Genomic DNA, 17,032 nt, shown 5'->3' with positions numbered 1-17,032 from the left:
CTCAAATTCATTCTGCCACTTTGAAGGAGGGAAGGTTATGGAATCGCTAACATTCCTACTGTGCCGTGCCTCTCCTTTGTGTACGGAAAGATCGCAGTGGTCCTTTTCAACTGCGTATAAGCCGTTCCTTAAATCAATATCGATTTAAGCGGGTGTACGCGAGGCGTTCGTCATGCTTCGATCATATTCGATTGCAATAGAGTATAAGCCAACCATCCAGGGCATTTCATGGCACGTCGCGGTTCGATAACTGCATTGGGACAACTTGCGGAAGCGATCGCTTTGGTGTCCCAGGGCCAGCCCGGGCATATCGTCGATACGCTGATTGCGGAACGTGGCCAGAAGATCGTTCGCAACCCGCTTTGGCCGTTGATGCGGCCCTTTCTCTACACGCTGCTGCGCTACAACAAGGCGATCGAATTTGCCGACGATATCGCCAATCTGCCGGGTTTCCAGTGCTTCGAATATATGAGCGATCTGCTGCGGCTTGATATCGGGGTGACCCATGCCGAGCGCATACCGGCTTCCGGCGGCTTCATTCTCGTCAGCAACCACCCGACCGGCATTGCCGACGGCGTCGCCGTTTTCGATCTCCTGAAGACGCGCCGCCCCGATATGATGGTTTTCGCCAATCGCGACGCTGTCCGCGTCAATCCGCGATTCGCCGAGATGATTATTCCCGTCGAATGGCGTGAGGAATATAAGAGCAAGCTGAAGACGCGCGAAACGCTGCAGCTCACCAACCGCGCCGTTGCCGAGGGCAAGGTTACCGTGCTCTTCCCCTCCGGCCGCATCGCCTATTGGGCTAACGGCAAGTTGAACGAGCGGCCATGGAAGACCTCGGCCGTCGGGCTGGCGCGCAAGTATAATCTGCCTATCCTGCCGGTGCATCTGACGGCGCGCAATTCCGGCCTGTTCTATTGGTTCGCCAAATGGTCGACCGAGCTGCGCGACATGACGGTGTTCCACGAACTCCTGAACAAACGCGGCGACCGCTTCGATTTCCTGATCGGCAACCTCATCCCGGTTGAGCATCTCGATGGCGACGTTAACGAGGTGACCAAGGCGCTGGAGAAGCATACGGTGTTCGATCTGGCGGCGGACGGAAATGCCAGTTTCACGCCGCTCGGTCCTTTGGCTCCGGTCCAGGATACGGGCGCGACCGTCGCGGAACATTCCATTTGACGGTTGTCTGCAGTTCATTGAAGCGGCTTTCGAACGATACTGTGCCGAGCCACTCCCGGGTTTCTTTTTACCGCCGCTCGGGGCATGGTCTGGCGCGATGACCAAAGATTCGTCCGATCTGTTCGGCGCGCTTTTCGAAGCCGCGCCCGTACACCCGACCATGAGCCGCACGGTCCCGGTTCTGGTGCCGATGCCGGCGCCGAAGCCCTATTCCTATGCGGTGCCGGAAGGCATGGCGGTCGAGCCCGGCTCGGTCGTGCAGGTGCCGCTCGGGCCCAGGCAGGTGATCGGCGTGGTCTGGGCCGGTGGCGACGAAGGCGGCGTCGATCCGAAGAAGCTGCGGCCGATCAGCCATGTTTTCGATTGCCCGCCGCTCACCAAGGAAATGCGCGATTTCATCGATTGGGTGGCCACCTACACGCTGTCGCCGCCGGGGCTGGTGGCGCGCATGGCGCTGCGTGCGCCCGCAGCCTTCGATCCCGAGCCAATGGTCGAGGGCCTTCGTTTTGTCGGCGGTGCGCCGGAACGGCTGACACCGGCGCGCGCGCGGGTCATGGAGACGGCCGCCGATGGGCTTTCCTGGACGCGCATTGGCCTGGCGCACGCGGCTGGTGTTTCGACCAGTGTGGTCGACGGGCTGATTGCGCAAGGCATTTTTGAAACCGTGTTCCTGCCGCCGCCGCCCGTTGTCGCGAGGCCCGATCCGGACTACATCGCCTCGCGACTCGAAGGCCCGCAGCGTGAAGCGGCGGATGAAATCCTTGCGGAGGTGCGCAGGGGCGCGTTTTCCGTATCGCTGATCGACGGTGTCACCGGCTCAGGCAAGACCGAGGTCTATTTCGAGGCGATCGCCGAGACGCTGAAGCGCGGCAAGCAGGTGTTGATCCTGTTGCCGGAAATTGCGCTGACGGCCAGTTTCCTCGAGCGCTTCCAGGATCGTTTCGGCGCCAAGCCGGCCGAGTGGCATTCGGATCTGGCGCCGCGCATGCGTGAAAAGGTGTGGCGGCAGGCGGTGACCGGCGAGGTGCGGGTCGTTGCCGGTGCGCGCTCGGCGCTGTTCCTGCCCTTCGAAGATCTCGGTTTGATCATCGTCGACGAAGAGCATGATCCTGCCTACAAGCAGGAGGATCGCGTCTATTATAATGCCCGCGACATGGCGGTCGTGCGCGGCCGGATCGGCGATTTTCCGGTGGTGCTGGTATCGGCAACCCCTTCGGTCGAGAGCCAGGTCAACGGCCAGAGCGGGCGCTACAGCACCATCCATCTGCCGACCCGCTTCGGAGATGCGGCTCTTCCGGACCTGCATCTGATCGACATGCGCCGGCATGCGCCGGAGCGTGGCGGGTTCCTCTCGCCGCTGCTGATCCGGGCGATCGGCAAGACGGTGGAGAAGGGCCAGCAATCGCTGCTGTTCCTCAACAGGCGCGGTTATGCGCCGTTGACGCTCTGCCGCGTTTGCGGGCACCGTTTCCAATGTCCGCAATGTTCGAGCTGGCTGGTGGAACATCGTTTCCGCAGCCAGATCCAATGCCATCAATGTGGCTACGCCGAACGGACGCCCGAGGCCTGCCCGGAATGCGGCACGCTCGACCATCTCGTCGCCTGCGGTCCGGGCGTTGAGCGCATCGCCGAAGAGGTCGAGCGGCATTTTCCTGAAGCGCGAACGATCGTGCTCTCCTCGGATATCATGGGTGGCGTCAAGCGGCTGCGGCTGGAACTGGAAGCTATCGCCAAGGGTGAGGCGGATATCGTCATCGGCACGCAGCTCGTCGCCAAGGGCCACAATTTCCCGCTGATGACACTGGTCGGCATCGTCGACGCAGATCTCGGCCTTGCCAACGGCGATCCGCGTGCCGCCGAGCGGACATTCCAGCTTCTGTCCCAGGTGACCGGCCGCGCCGGCCGAACCGGTCTCAAGAGCCATGGATTGTTGCAGACCTATCAGCCGCAGCACCCCGTGATGCAGGCGATCGTCTCCGGTGATGCCAGCGCTTTTTACGAGCGCGAGATTTCGGAGCGCGAAAGAGCCATATTGCCGCCCTTCGGCCGGCTCGCCTCGATCATCGTCTCGGCCGATACCCGGCAGGATGCGGAAACGCATGCGCGCGGCATGCGCAATGCCGCGCCCCAGGTCTCGGGCATTTCGGTGCTTGGGCCGGCCGAAGCGCCGCTTGCGCTGGTGCGCGGCCGCCACCGCTTTCGATTGCTTGTGCATGGCCGGCGCAACTCGGACATGCAGGGATTCCTTCGCGCTTTGCTGGCACAATCGCCAAAGGAGCGCGGCTCCGTGCAGGTGCAGCTCGACATCGATCCACAGAGTTTCCTGTAGTTTGGCGAAACCGCGCCTTTCCGGCGTCTTCCCCTGTTTCGCGTGTTCATGCCATAAGTCGGCCTGTTGATGTGATTGATTTGGTTTAGGTTGATTTTGGGGACGACCGATGGAGCTTTATTTTCCGACAGATATCGGCGAGCAGCTTGCCTATTGCTCCGCGGCGTTTACGGCGCTCATCGGCTTCCTCGCGATGTTTGCCCCCGGCTACACCTATCGTTTTCTCAAGCTGCAGGTGAGCGAAGGGCGGCCTGAAGCTTATGCCGAGGGGCGTTCGGCCGGCGGCTTCTATCTCGGTTTCGGGCTGGTCGCGATCCTGCTGGCCCAGCCGATGGTTTATCTGGCACTCGGGGCGTCCTTTGCGGTTGCTGCCTTCGGCCGCATTCTCTCGATCATGTCGGATCGCGGAAGCGTTCTCGTGAATCTTTTACTTCTGGTTGTGCAGGCGATTTTGGCGGCTCTACCGATTCTCTATGGATTGGGCTACATTTGAGCGAAAATGCTCTCGCTTCGGCTGTGATTGCCCGCGCTATCCCCATGGTTTTGAATTTTTGCCATCATAAATTCACCCGAATAGCGTATTCGGCGATTACGCGTGTTGCGAGTCTCAATATCCTATGTTAGACGAACCCCGAATTTCGGATGAGGTAGGGGGAAGCCCCTGCTGATTTCTGGGGGAAATCAAAACGAATTCAAGAACATGTGACTTCCGTCTCCCGGAAGCAGGATTCTTGGGTTGAAATCAGGGAATTTTGTGCCCGTGGCAGACACATCCCAGCATATTTCTGGTGTCGCAGAGCGATATGCCTCGTCATTGTTCGAGCTGGCCCTCGACGAGGGTGTCATCCCGGCAGTGACCGCCGATCTCGATCGGTTCCAAGCCATGCTGGATGACAGCGATGATCTGAAGCGTTTCATCTTGAGCCCGGTCTTTTCGGCCGAAGAGCAGGTCGGCGCCGTCGAGGCGCTGGCGACCAAGGCGGGCTTCGGCAATTACGTCACCAATTTCCTCAAGGTCGTGGCAGGCAACCGGCGCCTTTTTGCGCTGCCGGGCATGATCAAGGCTTTTCGCATCATTGCCGCGCAGCATCGCGGCGAAGTTTCCGCCGAGATCACCTCGGCGCATGCGCTGACCCCGGCGCAGGAAGATGAATTGAAGGCGGCGCTGAAGGGCGTCACCGGCAAGGACGTGGCGATCGCCGTCACCGTCGATCCGTCGATCCTTGGTGGCCTGATCGTCAAGGTCGGCTCCCGCCAGATCGATACGTCCCTTCGCACCAAACTCTCCACCCTTAAGCTTGCATTGAAAGAGGTCGGCTGATGGATATCCGCGCCGCGGAAATTTCCGCAATTCTGAAAGATCAGATCAAAAACTTCGGCAAGGAAGCTGAAGTCTCCGAAGTCGGCCAGGTTCTCTCCGTCGGTGACGGTATCGCCCGCGTCTATGGTCTGGACAATGTTCAGGCCGGCGAGATGGTCGAATTCCCCGGCGGCATCCGCGGCATGGCGCTGAACCTCGAATCCGACAACGTCGGTGTGGTTATCTTCGGTTCGGACCGTGACATCAAGGAAGGTGACACCGTCAAGCGCACCGGCGCGATCGTTGACGTTCCGGTTGGTCCGGAACTTCTCGGCCGCGTCGTCGACGCGCTCGGCAACCCGATCGACGGCAAGGGCCCGATCAACGCGACCCGCCGCGCGCGCGTCGACGTCAAGGCTCCGGGCATCATTCCGCGCAAGTCGGTTCATGAGCCGATGTCGACGGGCCTCAAGGCCATCGACGCTCTGATCCCGGTTGGCCGCGGCCAGCGCGAGCTCGTCATCGGCGACCGCCAGACCGGTAAGACCGCCATCATTCTCGACACGATCCTGAACCAGAAGGCCATCCACGATGCCGGTCCGGACAGCGAAAAGCTGTACTGCGTCTACGTCGCCGTCGGCCAGAAGCGTTCGACTGTTGCTCAGTTCGTCAAGGTGCTCGAAGAGCGCGGCGCGCTGAAGTACTCGATCATCATCGCTGCAACGGCGTCCGATCCGGCTCCGATGCAGTTCCTGGCGCCGTTCGCCGGCTGCGCCATGGGCGAATATTTCCGTGACAACGGCATGCACGCGCTGATCGGCTATGACGATCTGTCGAAGCAGGCTGTTTCCTATCGCCAGATGTCGCTGCTGCTGCGCCGCCCGCCAGGCCGCGAAGCTTATCCGGGCGACGTTTTCTACCTGCACTCGCGCCTCCTCGAGCGCGCCGCCAAGATGAACGACGAAAAGGGCGCCGGTTCGCTGACCGCTCTGCCGGTCATCGAAACGCAGGGCAACGACGTTTCGGCCTTCATCCCGACTAACGTGATTTCGATCACCGACGGCCAGATCTTCCTTGAAACCGACCTGTTCTATCAGGGTATCCGTCCGGCCGTTAACGTCGGTCTGTCGGTTTCGCGTGTCGGTTCGTCCGCACAGATCAAGGCGATGAAGCAGGTTGCCGGCTCGATCAAGGGCGAGCTCGCCCAGTATCGTGAAATGGCCGCCTTCGCTCAGTTCGGTTCGGACCTCGATGCCGCAACGCAGCGCCTGCTGAACCGCGGCGCCCGCCTGACCGAGCTCCTGAAGCAGCCGCAGTTCTCGCCGCTGAAGACGGAAGAGCAGGTTGCGGTGATCTTCGCCGGCGTCAACGGCTATCTCGACAAGATCGCGGTTGCGCAGATCGGCAAGTTCGAGCAGGGCCTGCTTTCCTACCTTCGGTCGGAAGGCAAGGACATCCTCGACGCGATCCGCACCGAAAAGGCCATCAGCGACGCGACCAAGGGCAAGCTCATCGCTGCTCTCGACAGCTACGCCAAGTCTTTCGCCTGATCGGGCCTCACTTCTAGGACGGATACCGGATGCCTTCACTTAAGGATCTGAAAAACCGGATCGCCTCCGTCAAGGCGACGCAGAAGATCACCAAGGCGATGAAAATGGTCGCCGCGGCGAAGCTTCGGCGTGCCCAGGAGGCGGCCGAGGCCGCACGGCCCTATTCGCAGCGCATGAGCGCCGTTCTTGCCAATATTGCCGCTGCCGTCAGCGATGCGGACAGTGCCCCGCCGCTGATGACCGGCACCGGCAAGAGCGATGTGCATTTGCTCATCGTCTGCACGGCCGAGCGCGGCCTTTGCGGCGGTTTCAACTCTCAGATCGCACGTTTTGCCCGCGATCACGTGCGCAAGCTGCTGGCCGAAGGCAAGACCGTGAAGATCTTCACGGTCGGCAAGAAGGGCTATGACATCCTGCGCCGCGAATACGCTTCGCTCATCGTCGAACGCAAGGAACTGCGCGACGTCAAGCGCATCGGCTTCGATAATGCCGATGCCATCGGCAAGCGTGTCATCGAAATGTTCGAAGGCGGCGAGTTTGACGTCTGCACGTTGTTCTATTCCGAATTCAAGTCGGTGATCAGCCAAGTGCCGACCGCGCTGCAGCTCGTGCCGGCTTCTGCTCCGGCGGCTGTCGAAGAAGATGCCGCTCATAAGGGCGCCATTTACGAATACGAGCCGGATGCGGCTTCGATCCTCGCGGACCTGATCCCGCGCAACATCTCCGTCCAGATCTTCCGCGCGTTGCTCGAAAACGTCGCCGGCGAGATGGGCGCCAAGATGAGCGCGATGGACAATGCGACGCGCAATGCTGGTGAGATGATCAACAAGCTGACGCTGAACTACAACCGTCAGCGCCAGGCACAGATCACCAAGGAATTGATTGAAATCATTTCGGGCGCGGAAGCGCTCTGAGGTTAGGGAAAGAGGGTAAGAATATGGCTGACGCAGCTATGGCCGCAGTTTCGGTCGGCAAGGTTACGCAGGTTATCGGCGCCGTCGTGGACGTTTCTTTCGATGGCGATCTGCCGAAGATCCTGAATGCTCTCGAAACCGACAACAACGGCAACCGCCTTGTTCTGGAAGTCGCACAGCACCTGGGCGAAAACTCGGTTCGCACCATCGCCATGGACTCGACCGAAGGTCTGGTTCGCGGCCAGCCGGTTTCGGACACGGGCGCGCCGATCTCTGTTCCGGTCGGTCATGAGACGCTGGGCCGTATCATGAACGTCATCGGCGAGCCGGTCGACGAAGCAGGTCCGCTGAACACTTCCAAGAAGCGCGCCATTCACCAGGATGCTCCGTCCTACGTCGAGCAGTCCACGGAAGGCCAGATCCTCGTCACCGGCATCAAGGTCGTCGACCTGCTCGCTCCCTATGCAAAGGGCGGCAAGATCGGTCTGTTCGGCGGCGCAGGCGTCGGCAAGACCGTTCTCATCATGGAGCTGATCAACAACGTCGCCAAGGCGCACGGTGGTTATTCGGTGTTCGCAGGCGTTGGTGAACGTACCCGCGAAGGCAACGACCTTTACCACGAAATGATCGAATCGGGCGTCAACAAGCATGGCGGCGGCGAAGGCTCCAAGGCCGCGCTCGTTTACGGCCAGATGAACGAACCGCCGGGCGCGCGCGCCCGCGTCGCTCTGACCGGTCTGACGGTTGCTGAAAACTTCCGCGATGAAGGCCAGGACGTTCTGTTCTTCGTCGACAACATCTTCCGCTTCACCCAGGCAGGTTCGGAAGTGTCGGCTCTGCTCGGCCGTATTCCTTCGGCCGTTGGCTATCAGCCGACGCTCGCCACCGACATGGGCCAGATGCAGGAACGCATCACGACGACGACGACGGGCTCGATCACCTCGGTCCAGGCCATTTACGTTCCGGCCGACGACTTGACCGACCCGGCGCCGGCCACCTCGTTCGCCCACCTGGACGCAACGACGGTTCTGTCGCGCTCGATCGCTGAAAAGGGCATCTACCCGGCCGTCGACCCGCTCGACTCCACCTCGCGCATGCTCGACCCGTTGGTCGTCGGCGAAGAGCACTACGAAATTGCTCGTAAGGTTCAGTCGACGCTGCAGCGCTACAAGGCCCTGCAGGACATCATCGCCATCCTGGGCATGGACGAACTCTCCGAAGACGACAAGCTTGCCGTCGCCCGCGCCCGCAAGATCGAGCGCTTCCTGTCGCAGCCGTTCTTCGTCGCTGAAGTCTTCACCGGTTCGCCGGGCAAGCTCGTCGCTCTCGAAGACACGATCAAGGGCTTCAAGGGCCTGGTCAACGGCGAATACGACCACCTGCCGGAAGCCGCTTTCTACATGGTCGGCTCGATCGAAGAAGCGATCGAAAAGGCCAAGAAGCTGGCTGCCTAATAAAGCCGATCGAACGGCGCGCGAAGCTTCGTGCGCCGTTGCCTTGAAATAAAGACAATCGAGAAGTGACCGGTCATGCCTGACAATTTCAATTTCGAACTGGTGTCTCCGGAGCGTCTGCTTCTGTCGGAGCAGGTTGTCGATGTCGTCATTCCCGCCAGCGAAGGCGAAATGACCGTCATGGCCCATCATGCGCCGACGATGACAACGATCAAGCCGGGCGTCGTCAAGGTGCATTCGGCATCGGGCAAGAAACAGGATTATGTCGTATTCGGCGGCTTCGCCGATATCCTGCCGACCGGTTGCACGCTGCTTGCCGAATCCGCAATTCCGGTGGAAGACATGAGCCGCGACGAGCTTGACCGCCGCATCAATGCTGCCAAGGCTGAACTCGAAGATGCCGAGCATCATGAGCATAAGTCACGCCTGGAGCATTTCATCATGGAACTCTCGCATCTGCGTGGCTCGATCCCGCAGGATTGATGCGCTCCGGACAGTGATGATTGAGCTGAAAGCGGTCCCACGGGCCGCTTTTTTGTTTGCGATGTCGGGCCTTTGCTGACGCCGTTGTTCGGTGAGTCACGACCGAGCTAGGGCAGTTGCATATAAGGTAGGTTGGTAACGTGAGCACCTTCTCCCTCGGAGAGAAGGTGGCCCGAAGGGTCAGATGAGGGGCTTTCCGATTTGAATTCATGAATTTTCCTGCTCTTGGCAGGCACGCCCTCATCCCGCCTGCGGCACCTTCTCCCCGAGGGGAGAAGGAGGTGTGCAGCAACGATTTCACATGTGATTGCCCTGGGGCAACGGGCATTCTTTTCGAAGTCGTATCAAACCTGTTGACCCTGCAGCAGGAACCGGTGCAACTGGGCCGCTTCCGGAGAGAGCGAGCGAAAGCGCGGCGCACCAAGAAAATATCCGAAGCCGCTCTCGACGCGATCGTTGCCGACGGTGACGAGGGTGCCGGACTGGAGATATTCTTCGATAAGGCCGAGGCTGCCGAGTGCTATACCTTCGCCTCTGAGTGCTGCTTCCACGGCCATGATATAGGTCGAGAAGGATAGACGCGGTCTTGGCAGTTTGCCTTTCAAAGGATTGCCGATGCGGTCGAACCATTGGCGGAAGCTGATCCAGTGGGCGTTGGGACGCTCGTAATCGATGAGATCGAGCCCGACTATCTCGACTGATGTCAGTGCCTGAGGGTCCAAGCCGCGGATCGCCAGATAGTCCGGCGATGCGATGGGCACCAGCACCTCTTTCATCAGCGGCGTCAGGCTCCAGCGTGGGTGTTCGCCTGTCGAGTAGATGATGATGAGATCGTTGTTCTCCGACGCAAGTTCGGAATGGACGTCTGTCGTCAGCAGGCGCACGGAGATGCCGGGGCTCTCCTTACCGAAATCTCTCAGCCGTTGTCCGAGCCAGAGATGCGAGATGGAACCGCTCGCCGCGATCGAGATGATTTCGCCCGTGCCGGCGCGAAAGGGCTCCAGGCTTTCCTCAAGATATTCCAGCGTGGCGCGCACGCGCTGGAATAGCCGCTCGCCATCCGGTGTCAGCGCGAGATTTCGGCCGCGCCGGGTAAAGAGCGTTGCGCCGAGGTGATCCTCCAGCCCCTTGATGCGGCGGCTGACGGCTGCCTGGGTGATGTTCAACTCGCGGCCGGCGCGGGAAAAATTCATGGCGCGCGCAGCGGCGTCGAACACGCGGAAGGCCTCCAATGGAATCTTGTCGAGCATGGCCTCTCCATGACTTCAGATCATCAATATTCCCGATAATTGCCCGGATTTGAAGAGCTGAAATTGTGATGCAGAATTGCGGCATCATATCAGCCGCTTTTCCAAGAGGATTCTTTCGTGTCCTTCTCCATATCCGCCATTCCAGACATTCGTTTCGGCGAGGGTGTGCTCTCCGGCCTTCCGGCTGCGGTCAAATCCTTCGATGGCGTTGGCACCGTTCTACTTGTCATCGATGCTTTCCTGGCGCAGTCGGGTCTCGCTGGCAGGATCAGCGCCGAGCTTGCCGAAGCGGGCGTGAAGACGCAGGTTTTTTCCGCCTTTTCCGGTGAGCCGAAGCTTTCGCATCTGCATTCCGCAATCGAGGTTGGGCAGGGTGCGGATATGGTGATCGGCGTCGGCGGCGGTTCGGCGCTCGATATCGGCAAGATCGTCGCCTGCTGCATCGCTTCCGGTCAGGACCCCATGCATTACGCGCTGGCGGCCAACCCGTTGGCCAGGAATCCGCTGAAGAAAATCATGGTGCCCACCACGGCGGGCACGGGTTCGGAAACCTCGGCGACGAATATCTTTGCCGGGCCTGAAGGCAAGAAGCTCTGGATCTGGGGACCGGAGACGAAGGCCGACCTCGTCTTTCTCGATCCGGCGCTGACGAAGACGCTGCCCGCCAATCTCACCGCCTGGTGCGGCCTCGATGCCTTCATTCATGCCTTCGAGGCGGCGACGAACCGCAACACGCATCGCGGCGCGCAATTCTACGCCCATCAGGCGCTGCGGCTGATCACCGGCGCTCTGGAAACGGCGGTCAAGCGGCCCGATGATATCGCAGCACGCGGCGATGTGCTGCTCGGCTCCTGCTTTGCAGGTATCGCCATCGATAATTGCGGCACGGCGATCGCCCACAATGTCAGCCATGCACTGGCGGGTCTTGCGCCGGTTCACCACGGGCTTGCGACGGCGCTCGGCTTTGAAGCGACGCTTGCATGGCTCACCGAGGCGGATACGGCAGATCTCAATGCCGCGGCCAAGGCGTGCGGTCTCGATAATGCCGCGCAGCTTCCTGCCTTCGTTTCGGGCTGGATGAACCGCTGTGGAATTACGCGCTCGCTGCCTGCTCCCTTCAAGCCGTTCGATGCCTCCGATCTCGCGCGGGAAATGCGTGCGACCGAAAACCAGCCCATGCGGCGTTCGACGATCCGCGATGTGACGGATGCCGATATCGACCGCTTTGCTGCCTCCGTCATGGCGCTGCCGAAAGGAATCTGAGATGAGCAAGATTTACACGCGCGACTATTGGGAAAGCGTTCTTTCCGGCCTCAAGCCCGAAGGGCGTCACTTCATCGACGGCGCCCATCGCGCTGCTGCATCGGGCGCGACCTTCACCCGCATCCGGCCGATGGACGGCAAGCCGGGCGCAGAGCTCGCTCGCGGTAATGCTGCCGATATCGATGCTGCCGTGGTTGCCGCCCGCGCCGCCTTCGAAAGCGGCGTCTGGCGTAAGAAGGAGCCACTGGAAAAGAAGGGGATCATGCTGAAATGGGCCGAGCTGATCCGCGCCCATGGCGAAGAACTCGCCATGCTGGAGACGATCGATGTCGGTAAGCCGGTCATGGCGTCGCTTGGTGTCGATGTGCGCCTCTGCGCCGACGGCATCCAGTTCTATGGCGAGATGATCGACAAGATGTACGACGAGATTGCGCCGACTGGCCCGAACGCGCGGGCGCTGGTGCGCAAGGTCCCGCTTGGCGTGGTCGGAGCGATCACGCCCTGGAACTATCCCATGATCATCGATGCCTGGAAGCTCGGGCCGGCGATTGCCGCGGGTAACTCGGTGGTGCTGAAGCCGGCGGAACAATCCTCGCTCTCGGCCATCCGCCTCGCCGAACTTGCCTTCGAAGCAGGCCTGCCCGCCGGCGTCTTCAATGTCGTTACCGGCTATGGCGAAGAGACCGGCAAGCCGCTGGCGCTGCACATGGATGTCGACATGATCGCCTTCACCGGCTCGACAGAGGTCGGCAAGCTGATCATGGGTTATGCGGCGCAGTCCAACGTCAAGCGCGTGGCGCTCGAACTCGGCGGCAAGTCGCCGCTGGTCGTCTTCGAAGACGCCGATCTCGACGCGGCGGCGAGTGCGGCTGCCTGGGGCTGCTTCTACAATTCCGGCGAGACCTGCCACGCCTCGACGCGATTGATCGTGCAGCGCTCGGTGCAGGAGAAGCTGATCCAGAAGATCGAGGCGGTAACGCGGTCCGATATAGCGCTCAGGCATCCGCTCGACCCCTCGGCCCAGATCGGCGCGCTGATCGAGGAGGAACATATGAACAAGGTGCTTTCCATGATCGCCGCCGGCGAGAAGGAAGGGGCCCGACGCGCCTTCGGCGCCGAGCGGGTGCTGAGCGAGACCGGCGGCTATTATGTCTCGCCCGGCGTCTTCGTCGATATGACCAACGATATGAGCCTGGCGCGGCAGGAGATTTTTGGGCCGGTGCTTGCCGCCATTCCCTTCGATACCGAGGAGGAGGCGCTCACGATTGCCAATGATACGATCTATGGCCTTGCCGGCGCAGTCTTCACCAAAGACATGGACCGCGCCCACCGCCTTTCCGAGGCGATCCATGCGGGCACCGTGTGGATCAATACCTACGATATGTCGAATTTCGCGACCCCTTTTGGCGGCTTCAGGCAATCCGGTTTCGGCCGCGACCGTTCGGTGCATGCGATCGACAAATATTGCGACTACAAGACCATTTGGCAGCAGTTCGGCTGAGGTTTGCGGGGAGGCACGACCATGAGCAAGATCGTTTCCATTGAGATCACCCATCACCGCCTGCCGCTCGATCCGCCGTTCAAGGCGAGCTGGGATGGACGGCAGCGCCGGCATTTCGATGCGACGATCGTCCGGGTTCGCGATGACGATGGCCGTGAAGGCATCGGTTCCGGTGACCTCATGAAAGGCTTCGAGGGGCACGAGGACCTTTTCATCGGCGAGGATCCGCGGCATCTGGAGCGTCACTACGAGGTCCTGTCGCATATCAATTTCCATTATGGCCGCTGCTGGCCGATGGACCTGGCGCTGTGGGATCTTTCCGGCAAGATTACCGGCGAGCCCGTCTGGCGGATGCTCGGCGGCCGCGCCAGCCGCGTGCGGCTCTATGCGTCCTCCGGCGTGCTGCGCGAGCCGGCTTCGATGGCCGAGCAGGCGGAACGCTATCTCGAAGAAGGCTTTCCGGCGATGAAGGTGCGTTTCTCTTCGTCCGCGGGTGGGCGCGGCAGTTGGCGGGACGATGTAAAGGCCCTGGAGGCGATCCGCGCCCGGGTCGGCACCAAGCTTGAGCTGATGGTCGACTGCAACCAGGGTTGGCGCATGCCCTGGGATACGACATTGCCATGGACCTTCAAGGACGCGCTGGCGGTTGCCAAAGAGCTGGAGCGCCTCGGCATATACTGGATGGAGGAGCCGCTGCACCGTTCGGACCGCAAGGGCATGAAAGAGCTGAAGCAGGCGACTTCGGTGCGCATTGCCGGCGGCGAGATGACCCGCGAGCTCTATGAGTTTCGAGACATCATCGAGGAGCGCGCCTTCGATGTTATCCAGCCGGATGTGGCGCTGGTCGGCGGCATTACCGGCTGCCGGCGGCTGGTCTATCAGGCGCGCGAGGCGGGTGTCCAATTTACGCCGCACTCATGGACGAATGGTATCGGTGTGCTGGCGAACGCGCATTTGACAGCGGGTGTCGGCGATGCGCCTTGGCTCGAATATCCCTATGACAATCCGGAGTGGAGCGAGGCCCGTCGTGACTATCCGATGGCGATGCCGCTCAAGCACGATGAGGGTTGGCTGGATTTAGGGCTTTCTCCCGGCCTCGGCGTTGTTCTCGATGAAGAGCGTCTGAAAGCCACCCGCATCTGACATGATGCTCGGCCTCTCCCCGGTCGGGTTTCGTTTCCCACCTTATTTGCCGCCCAACGGTTTCCGTTGGACGGCTTTTTTCTCGGATAGGGGCGATATGCGTCCGGTCTGCTCGCGCCTGCGAGCCCAGCGGATGACCGGGCGTTCCAGTAAGAAATAGCTGGCAGTTCCGATCGTGAAGATGATGACGGTTGCGACGAGGCTCGATGTGATCCAGCCGCGGAGCACATCACTTGAGCCGGTGCCGAAGGTCCAGGTGAAAAGCGTGGTCATCAGCGTCAGCACGATATCCTGCCAGATATAGACGCCGAAGGAGACCGTCGCGACATAGCGGCTGAGACGATTGTCGAGCAGCTTTGCCAGCAGCAGCGATTGCGGCAGCGTGCAAAGGGCGATGGCGGCCGCCAGGGGAAGCAGCGGGAATTGATAGGGAATGCCAAGCCAGGCATAGCCTTCCGATGCGCCGCCGACGGACTGCGGCAATTGCCATGCGCCCATGACGATCGCGAGTGCTCCGATGACGTCGTAGATTGCCGAGCGGCGGGCCGGGAGGATGGTCTGGATTCCGGCGGCCAGCGCCCCGATCGCAAATATCGCAAAGAAGCCGATGGGATTGAAGCGTGGCATCCATTCCTTGGCGCCACCCTGGAAGCCATATTGCCACCCCCGCCCGACGGTGTCCGTCGGCAGATAGGTCGCCACCAGCCAATGGCCGATCAGGGAGACTGCGATGACGCCGATCCAGAGCAGGCGGCTGACGAGAACGGAGCGTGATCTCGGCACCGCATAAAACAGCAGCAGAAAGCCGATCGGCAAAAGCACATAGCAAGTCGTCTCGAAGGGGATCGACCACAATGGACCGTCACCCTGCACCGGAAAAAAGGTGCGCCAATGCCATTGGCTCATCAGGAAAAAGCCGGCGATATAGCGGCCGACCAGCTCTCCATCGAGCGGAAATCTATAGATCGTGAAGCTGAGCACGAAGCCGACCGTGAGGGCAAACCAGAATCCCGGCAGGATGCGCGCGGCGCGGCGCATGGTGTAGGTCTTCAATGACGGTAAGGGCTGGGCTCTATCCAGGGCCAGCCAGAAGGGGCGCGAGAGAAGAAAGCCGCTGAGAACGAAGAAGACCGTGACGCCGTGATTGCCGAAGCGCGCCAATATGAAGGTTAGGTCTAAGGCCGGCGGAATCTTGTTGAAATCCATTCGAAGCGAAAGATGGTGAACGAGCACCATCAGACATGCGACGGCGCGCATGAAATCCGCTCCTCCCAGACGTTTCTCGTTCTCCATCCCCATACCGCCGAAACTGCCTTCCTTTGGGTTAGGTCATCGAGTCGACTTCGGCAAGTGCGGCGTTCCGGCAAGGTAAACTTCTGAGTGCCTAACAGACGCCCGAACCTGAAACGCCAGGTTCGGGCGTCAAGCCGCTCTTCCGTACCTGCCAGAAACGAAAGACCGGATTCGAATATTGCTGAAGGCGATCAGGCGGCGATGGAGCGATAGGGGCGCGTTGCCCGGGCTGGTTTCAAGGCCGCGCTCCACCAATTCAGCCGCGCCATCATCTGTACCAGCGCTCGACGGGCTTCGATCGGGTTTTCGAGAGAGCCGTCTTCTGCGAACCGGCCCCATGGATTGGCGAAGCTGACGGTGTCGCGCACCGTGACGGCATGCAGTTCTGCAAAGACCAGCCGCAACTGTTCGACGGCGCGAAGCCCGCCGGAAATGCCGCCGTAGGAGATGAAGGCGACCGGCTTGCCCTGCCATGGCTCGTAAACGAGATCGAGCACGAATTTCAGCGCGGCCGTGAAGCTGTGATTGTATTCCGGCGTGACGACGATGAAGGCGTCCGCCTCGGAGAGCCGCTCGGCGAGATCCGCGACAGCCGGATGCTCCTTGTCGTGCTGGACCGGCAGGCCGAATTCCAATGGATCGATAATATCGAGATCGATCAATGGATAGTTCGCCAGCTCACGGACGACCCAATTGACCACGCGGTCACATAGTCGACCCTTGCGGGTGCTGCCGTAGAGAATTGCCAGGCGGGTTGGTTCTGTCATGCGTTGCTCCTGCTTTACGCGCTTGGGAGCAGGACCTATAGAACCTCAAGTAAAGTTGAGGTCAAGGGCTCATTATGGGAAAAATCGAATCCGATGAATTTTCCAAATTATTGGCGGTGGGCGAGGTGGCAGCGCGCAGCGGCATTGCGGTTTCGGCGCTGCATTTCTACGAGGCAAAGGGACTGATCGAGAGCCATCGCAGCCGCGGCAATCAGCGGCGTTACGCCCGCGAGGTGTTGCGCCGGGTGGCGGTCATCAAGGTGGCGCAGCGTGTCGGCATTCCGCTTGCGGAGATTCAGGCGGCACTTGATACGCTGCCGCAAAGCCGGACACCGACAGGCGCCGATTGGCGGGCGCTTTCGGCGCGGTGGAAGGATGATCTCGACAACAGGATCAGGCGGCTGCAGGGCCTACGCGATAAGCTTGACGGCTGCATCGGCTGCGGTTGCCTCTCGATGCAGAGCTGTCCGCTGCGCAATCCCTGGGATGAGCTGGCAAAAGAAGGGCCTGGGCCGCGTCTGTTGGATCCATAACCCCGAAGCCAATGGCGCTCGGCTGATCCCGAGGCACTTGTGGGGAATTCGGCTGAAGCCTTCGCCT

General features: G+C 60.8%; 15 protein-coding genes. 12 read left to right on the top strand and 3 right to left on the bottom strand.

The window, feature by feature from the left end:
- Nucleotides 1–228 precede the first annotated feature (228 nt).
- The 8 genes from K290_RS0107230 to K290_RS0107190 all read left to right on the top strand — a co-directional run bounded on the left by K290_RS0107230 (nucleotide 229) and on the right by K290_RS0107190 (nucleotide 9,215).
- Nucleotides 229–1,185: a GNAT family N-acetyltransferase gene (locus K290_RS0107230; RefSeq protein ID WP_028751274.1), complete on the top strand. Its 957-nt coding sequence runs from the start codon at nucleotides 229–231 to the stop codon at nucleotides 1,183–1,185.
- Between the two features lie 97 nt (nucleotides 1,186–1,282).
- Entirely contained in the window at nucleotides 1,283–3,514 is a 2,232-nt protein-coding gene (locus K290_RS0107225) for a primosomal protein N' (protein ID WP_028751273.1), read from the top strand.
- A 109-nt stretch (nucleotides 3,515–3,623) separates the two neighbouring features.
- The gene (locus K290_RS0107220; protein ID WP_028751272.1) at nucleotides 3,624–4,007 is read left to right on the top strand and encodes an AGROH133_08824 family phage infection protein; all 384 of its coding nucleotides are present in this window, start codon (nucleotides 3,624–3,626) and stop codon (nucleotides 4,005–4,007) included.
- Nucleotides 4,008–4,268: 261 nt separating this feature from the next.
- The gene (locus K290_RS0107215; RefSeq protein ID WP_028751271.1) at nucleotides 4,269–4,835 is read left to right on the top strand and encodes a F0F1 ATP synthase subunit delta; all 567 of its coding nucleotides are present in this window, start codon (nucleotides 4,269–4,271) and stop codon (nucleotides 4,833–4,835) included.
- Nucleotides 4,835–6,364 (top strand): F0F1 ATP synthase subunit alpha, encoded by a 1,530-nt coding sequence (gene atpA / locus K290_RS0107210; RefSeq protein ID WP_028751270.1) that lies wholly within the window; start codon nucleotides 4,835–4,837, stop codon nucleotides 6,362–6,364. Before K290_RS0107215 ends, atpA begins: the two co-directional genes overlap by 1 nt.
- 29 nt (nucleotides 6,365–6,393) lie before the next feature.
- Nucleotides 6,394–7,278 (top strand): F0F1 ATP synthase subunit gamma, encoded by an 885-nt coding sequence (locus K290_RS0107205; protein ID WP_028751269.1) that lies wholly within the window; start codon nucleotides 6,394–6,396, stop codon nucleotides 7,276–7,278.
- A gap of 23 nt (nucleotides 7,279–7,301) precedes the next feature.
- The gene (atpD, locus tag K290_RS0107200; RefSeq protein WP_028751268.1) at nucleotides 7,302–8,732 is read left to right on the top strand and encodes a F0F1 ATP synthase subunit beta; all 1,431 of its coding nucleotides are present in this window, start codon (nucleotides 7,302–7,304) and stop codon (nucleotides 8,730–8,732) included.
- Nucleotides 8,733–8,807: 75 nt separating this feature from the next.
- Nucleotides 8,808–9,215, top strand: a complete 408-nt coding sequence (locus tag K290_RS0107190) for a F0F1 ATP synthase subunit epsilon (RefSeq protein WP_028751267.1) — start codon at nucleotides 8,808–8,810, stop codon at nucleotides 9,213–9,215.
- Between the two features lie 344 nt (nucleotides 9,216–9,559).
- Here K290_RS0107190 and K290_RS0107185 read toward each other — a convergent pair whose 3' ends face one another.
- A complete protein-coding gene (locus K290_RS0107185) occupies nucleotides 9,560–10,465 on the bottom strand; it encodes a LysR substrate-binding domain-containing protein (protein ID WP_028751266.1) in 906 nt (301 codons plus the stop codon).
- 117 nt (nucleotides 10,466–10,582) lie between these two features.
- On the opposite strand from K290_RS0107185, the gene K290_RS0107180 reads away from it, so the two are divergent.
- The 3 genes from K290_RS0107180 to K290_RS0107170 are packed head-to-tail and all read left to right on the top strand — an operon-like array spanning nucleotide 10,583 to nucleotide 14,372.
- Complete coding sequence (locus K290_RS0107180; RefSeq protein ID WP_028751265.1) at nucleotides 10,583–11,728, top strand: iron-containing alcohol dehydrogenase; 1,146 nt, start codon at nucleotides 10,583–10,585, stop codon at nucleotides 11,726–11,728.
- A 1-nt stretch (nucleotide 11,729) separates the two neighbouring features.
- Nucleotides 11,730–13,229 carry an aldehyde dehydrogenase family protein gene (locus tag K290_RS0107175; RefSeq protein WP_028751264.1) on the top strand — a complete coding sequence of 500 codons (1,500 nt, stop codon included), beginning with the start codon at nucleotides 11,730–11,732 and terminating at the stop codon, nucleotides 13,227–13,229.
- Between the two features lie 21 nt (nucleotides 13,230–13,250).
- Entirely contained in the window at nucleotides 13,251–14,372 is a 1,122-nt protein-coding gene (locus tag K290_RS0107170) for a mandelate racemase/muconate lactonizing enzyme family protein (protein ID WP_028751263.1), read from the top strand.
- 42 nt (nucleotides 14,373–14,414) lie between these two features.
- Here K290_RS0107170 and K290_RS33895 read toward each other — a convergent pair whose 3' ends face one another.
- Entirely contained in the window at nucleotides 14,415–15,665 is a 1,251-nt protein-coding gene (locus tag K290_RS33895; RefSeq protein ID WP_051263954.1) for an acyltransferase family protein, read from the bottom strand.
- Nucleotides 15,666–15,856: 191 nt separating this feature from the next.
- Nucleotides 15,857–16,432 carry an NADPH-dependent FMN reductase gene (locus K290_RS0107160; protein WP_028751262.1) on the bottom strand — a complete coding sequence of 192 codons (576 nt, stop codon included), beginning with the start codon at nucleotides 16,430–16,432 and terminating at the stop codon, nucleotides 15,857–15,859.
- A 74-nt stretch (nucleotides 16,433–16,506) separates the two neighbouring features.
- Between K290_RS0107160 and soxR the strand changes: the two genes are divergently transcribed.
- A complete protein-coding gene (gene soxR, locus K290_RS0107155) occupies nucleotides 16,507–16,965 on the top strand; it encodes a redox-sensitive transcriptional activator SoxR (RefSeq protein ID WP_028751261.1) in 459 nt (152 codons plus the stop codon).
- The last annotated feature ends 67 nt before the right edge of the window (nucleotides 16,966–17,032 follow it).

The organism is Rhizobium leucaenae USDA 9039, from assembly GCF_000426285.1.
GTDB classification, from domain to species: domain Bacteria; phylum Pseudomonadota; class Alphaproteobacteria; order Rhizobiales; family Rhizobiaceae; genus Rhizobium; species Rhizobium leucaenae.
The sequence above is the reverse complement of the archived record's forward strand: the minus strand, read 5'-3'. Positions and strand labels throughout refer to the sequence as shown.

What these genes read in the sequence shown, in the direction of transcription:
- K290_RS0107230 (WP_028751274.1), top strand. Translation starts at nt 229, where the DNA reads ATGGCACGTCGCGGTTCGATAACTGCATTGGGACAACTTGCGGAAGCG.
- K290_RS0107225 (WP_028751273.1), top strand. Translation starts at nt 1,283, where the DNA reads ATGACCAAAGATTCGTCCGATCTGTTCGGCGCGCTTTTCGAAGCCGCG.
- K290_RS0107220 (WP_028751272.1), top strand. Translation starts at nt 3,624, where the DNA reads ATGGAGCTTTATTTTCCGACAGATATCGGCGAGCAGCTTGCCTATTGC.
- atpA (WP_028751270.1), top strand. Translation starts at nt 4,835, where the DNA reads ATGGATATCCGCGCCGCGGAAATTTCCGCAATTCTGAAAGATCAGATC.
- K290_RS0107205 (WP_028751269.1), top strand. Translation starts at nt 6,394, where the DNA reads ATGCCTTCACTTAAGGATCTGAAAAACCGGATCGCCTCCGTCAAGGCG.
- atpD (WP_028751268.1), top strand. Translation starts at nt 7,302, where the DNA reads ATGGCTGACGCAGCTATGGCCGCAGTTTCGGTCGGCAAGGTTACGCAG.
- K290_RS0107190 (WP_028751267.1), top strand. Translation starts at nt 8,808, where the DNA reads ATGCCTGACAATTTCAATTTCGAACTGGTGTCTCCGGAGCGTCTGCTT.
- K290_RS0107185 (WP_028751266.1), bottom strand. Translation starts at nt 10,465, where the DNA reads ATGCTCGACAAGATTCCATTGGAGGCCTTCCGCGTGTTCGACGCCGCT.
- K290_RS0107175 (WP_028751264.1), top strand. Translation starts at nt 11,730, where the DNA reads ATGAGCAAGATTTACACGCGCGACTATTGGGAAAGCGTTCTTTCCGGC.
- K290_RS0107170 (WP_028751263.1), top strand. Translation starts at nt 13,251, where the DNA reads ATGAGCAAGATCGTTTCCATTGAGATCACCCATCACCGCCTGCCGCTC.
- K290_RS33895 (WP_051263954.1), bottom strand. Translation starts at nt 15,665, where the DNA reads ATGGAGAACGAGAAACGTCTGGGAGGAGCGGATTTCATGCGCGCCGTC.
- K290_RS0107160 (WP_028751262.1), bottom strand. Translation starts at nt 16,432, where the DNA reads ATGACAGAACCAACCCGCCTGGCAATTCTCTACGGCAGCACCCGCAAG.
- soxR (WP_028751261.1), top strand. Translation starts at nt 16,507, where the DNA reads ATGGGAAAAATCGAATCCGATGAATTTTCCAAATTATTGGCGGTGGGC.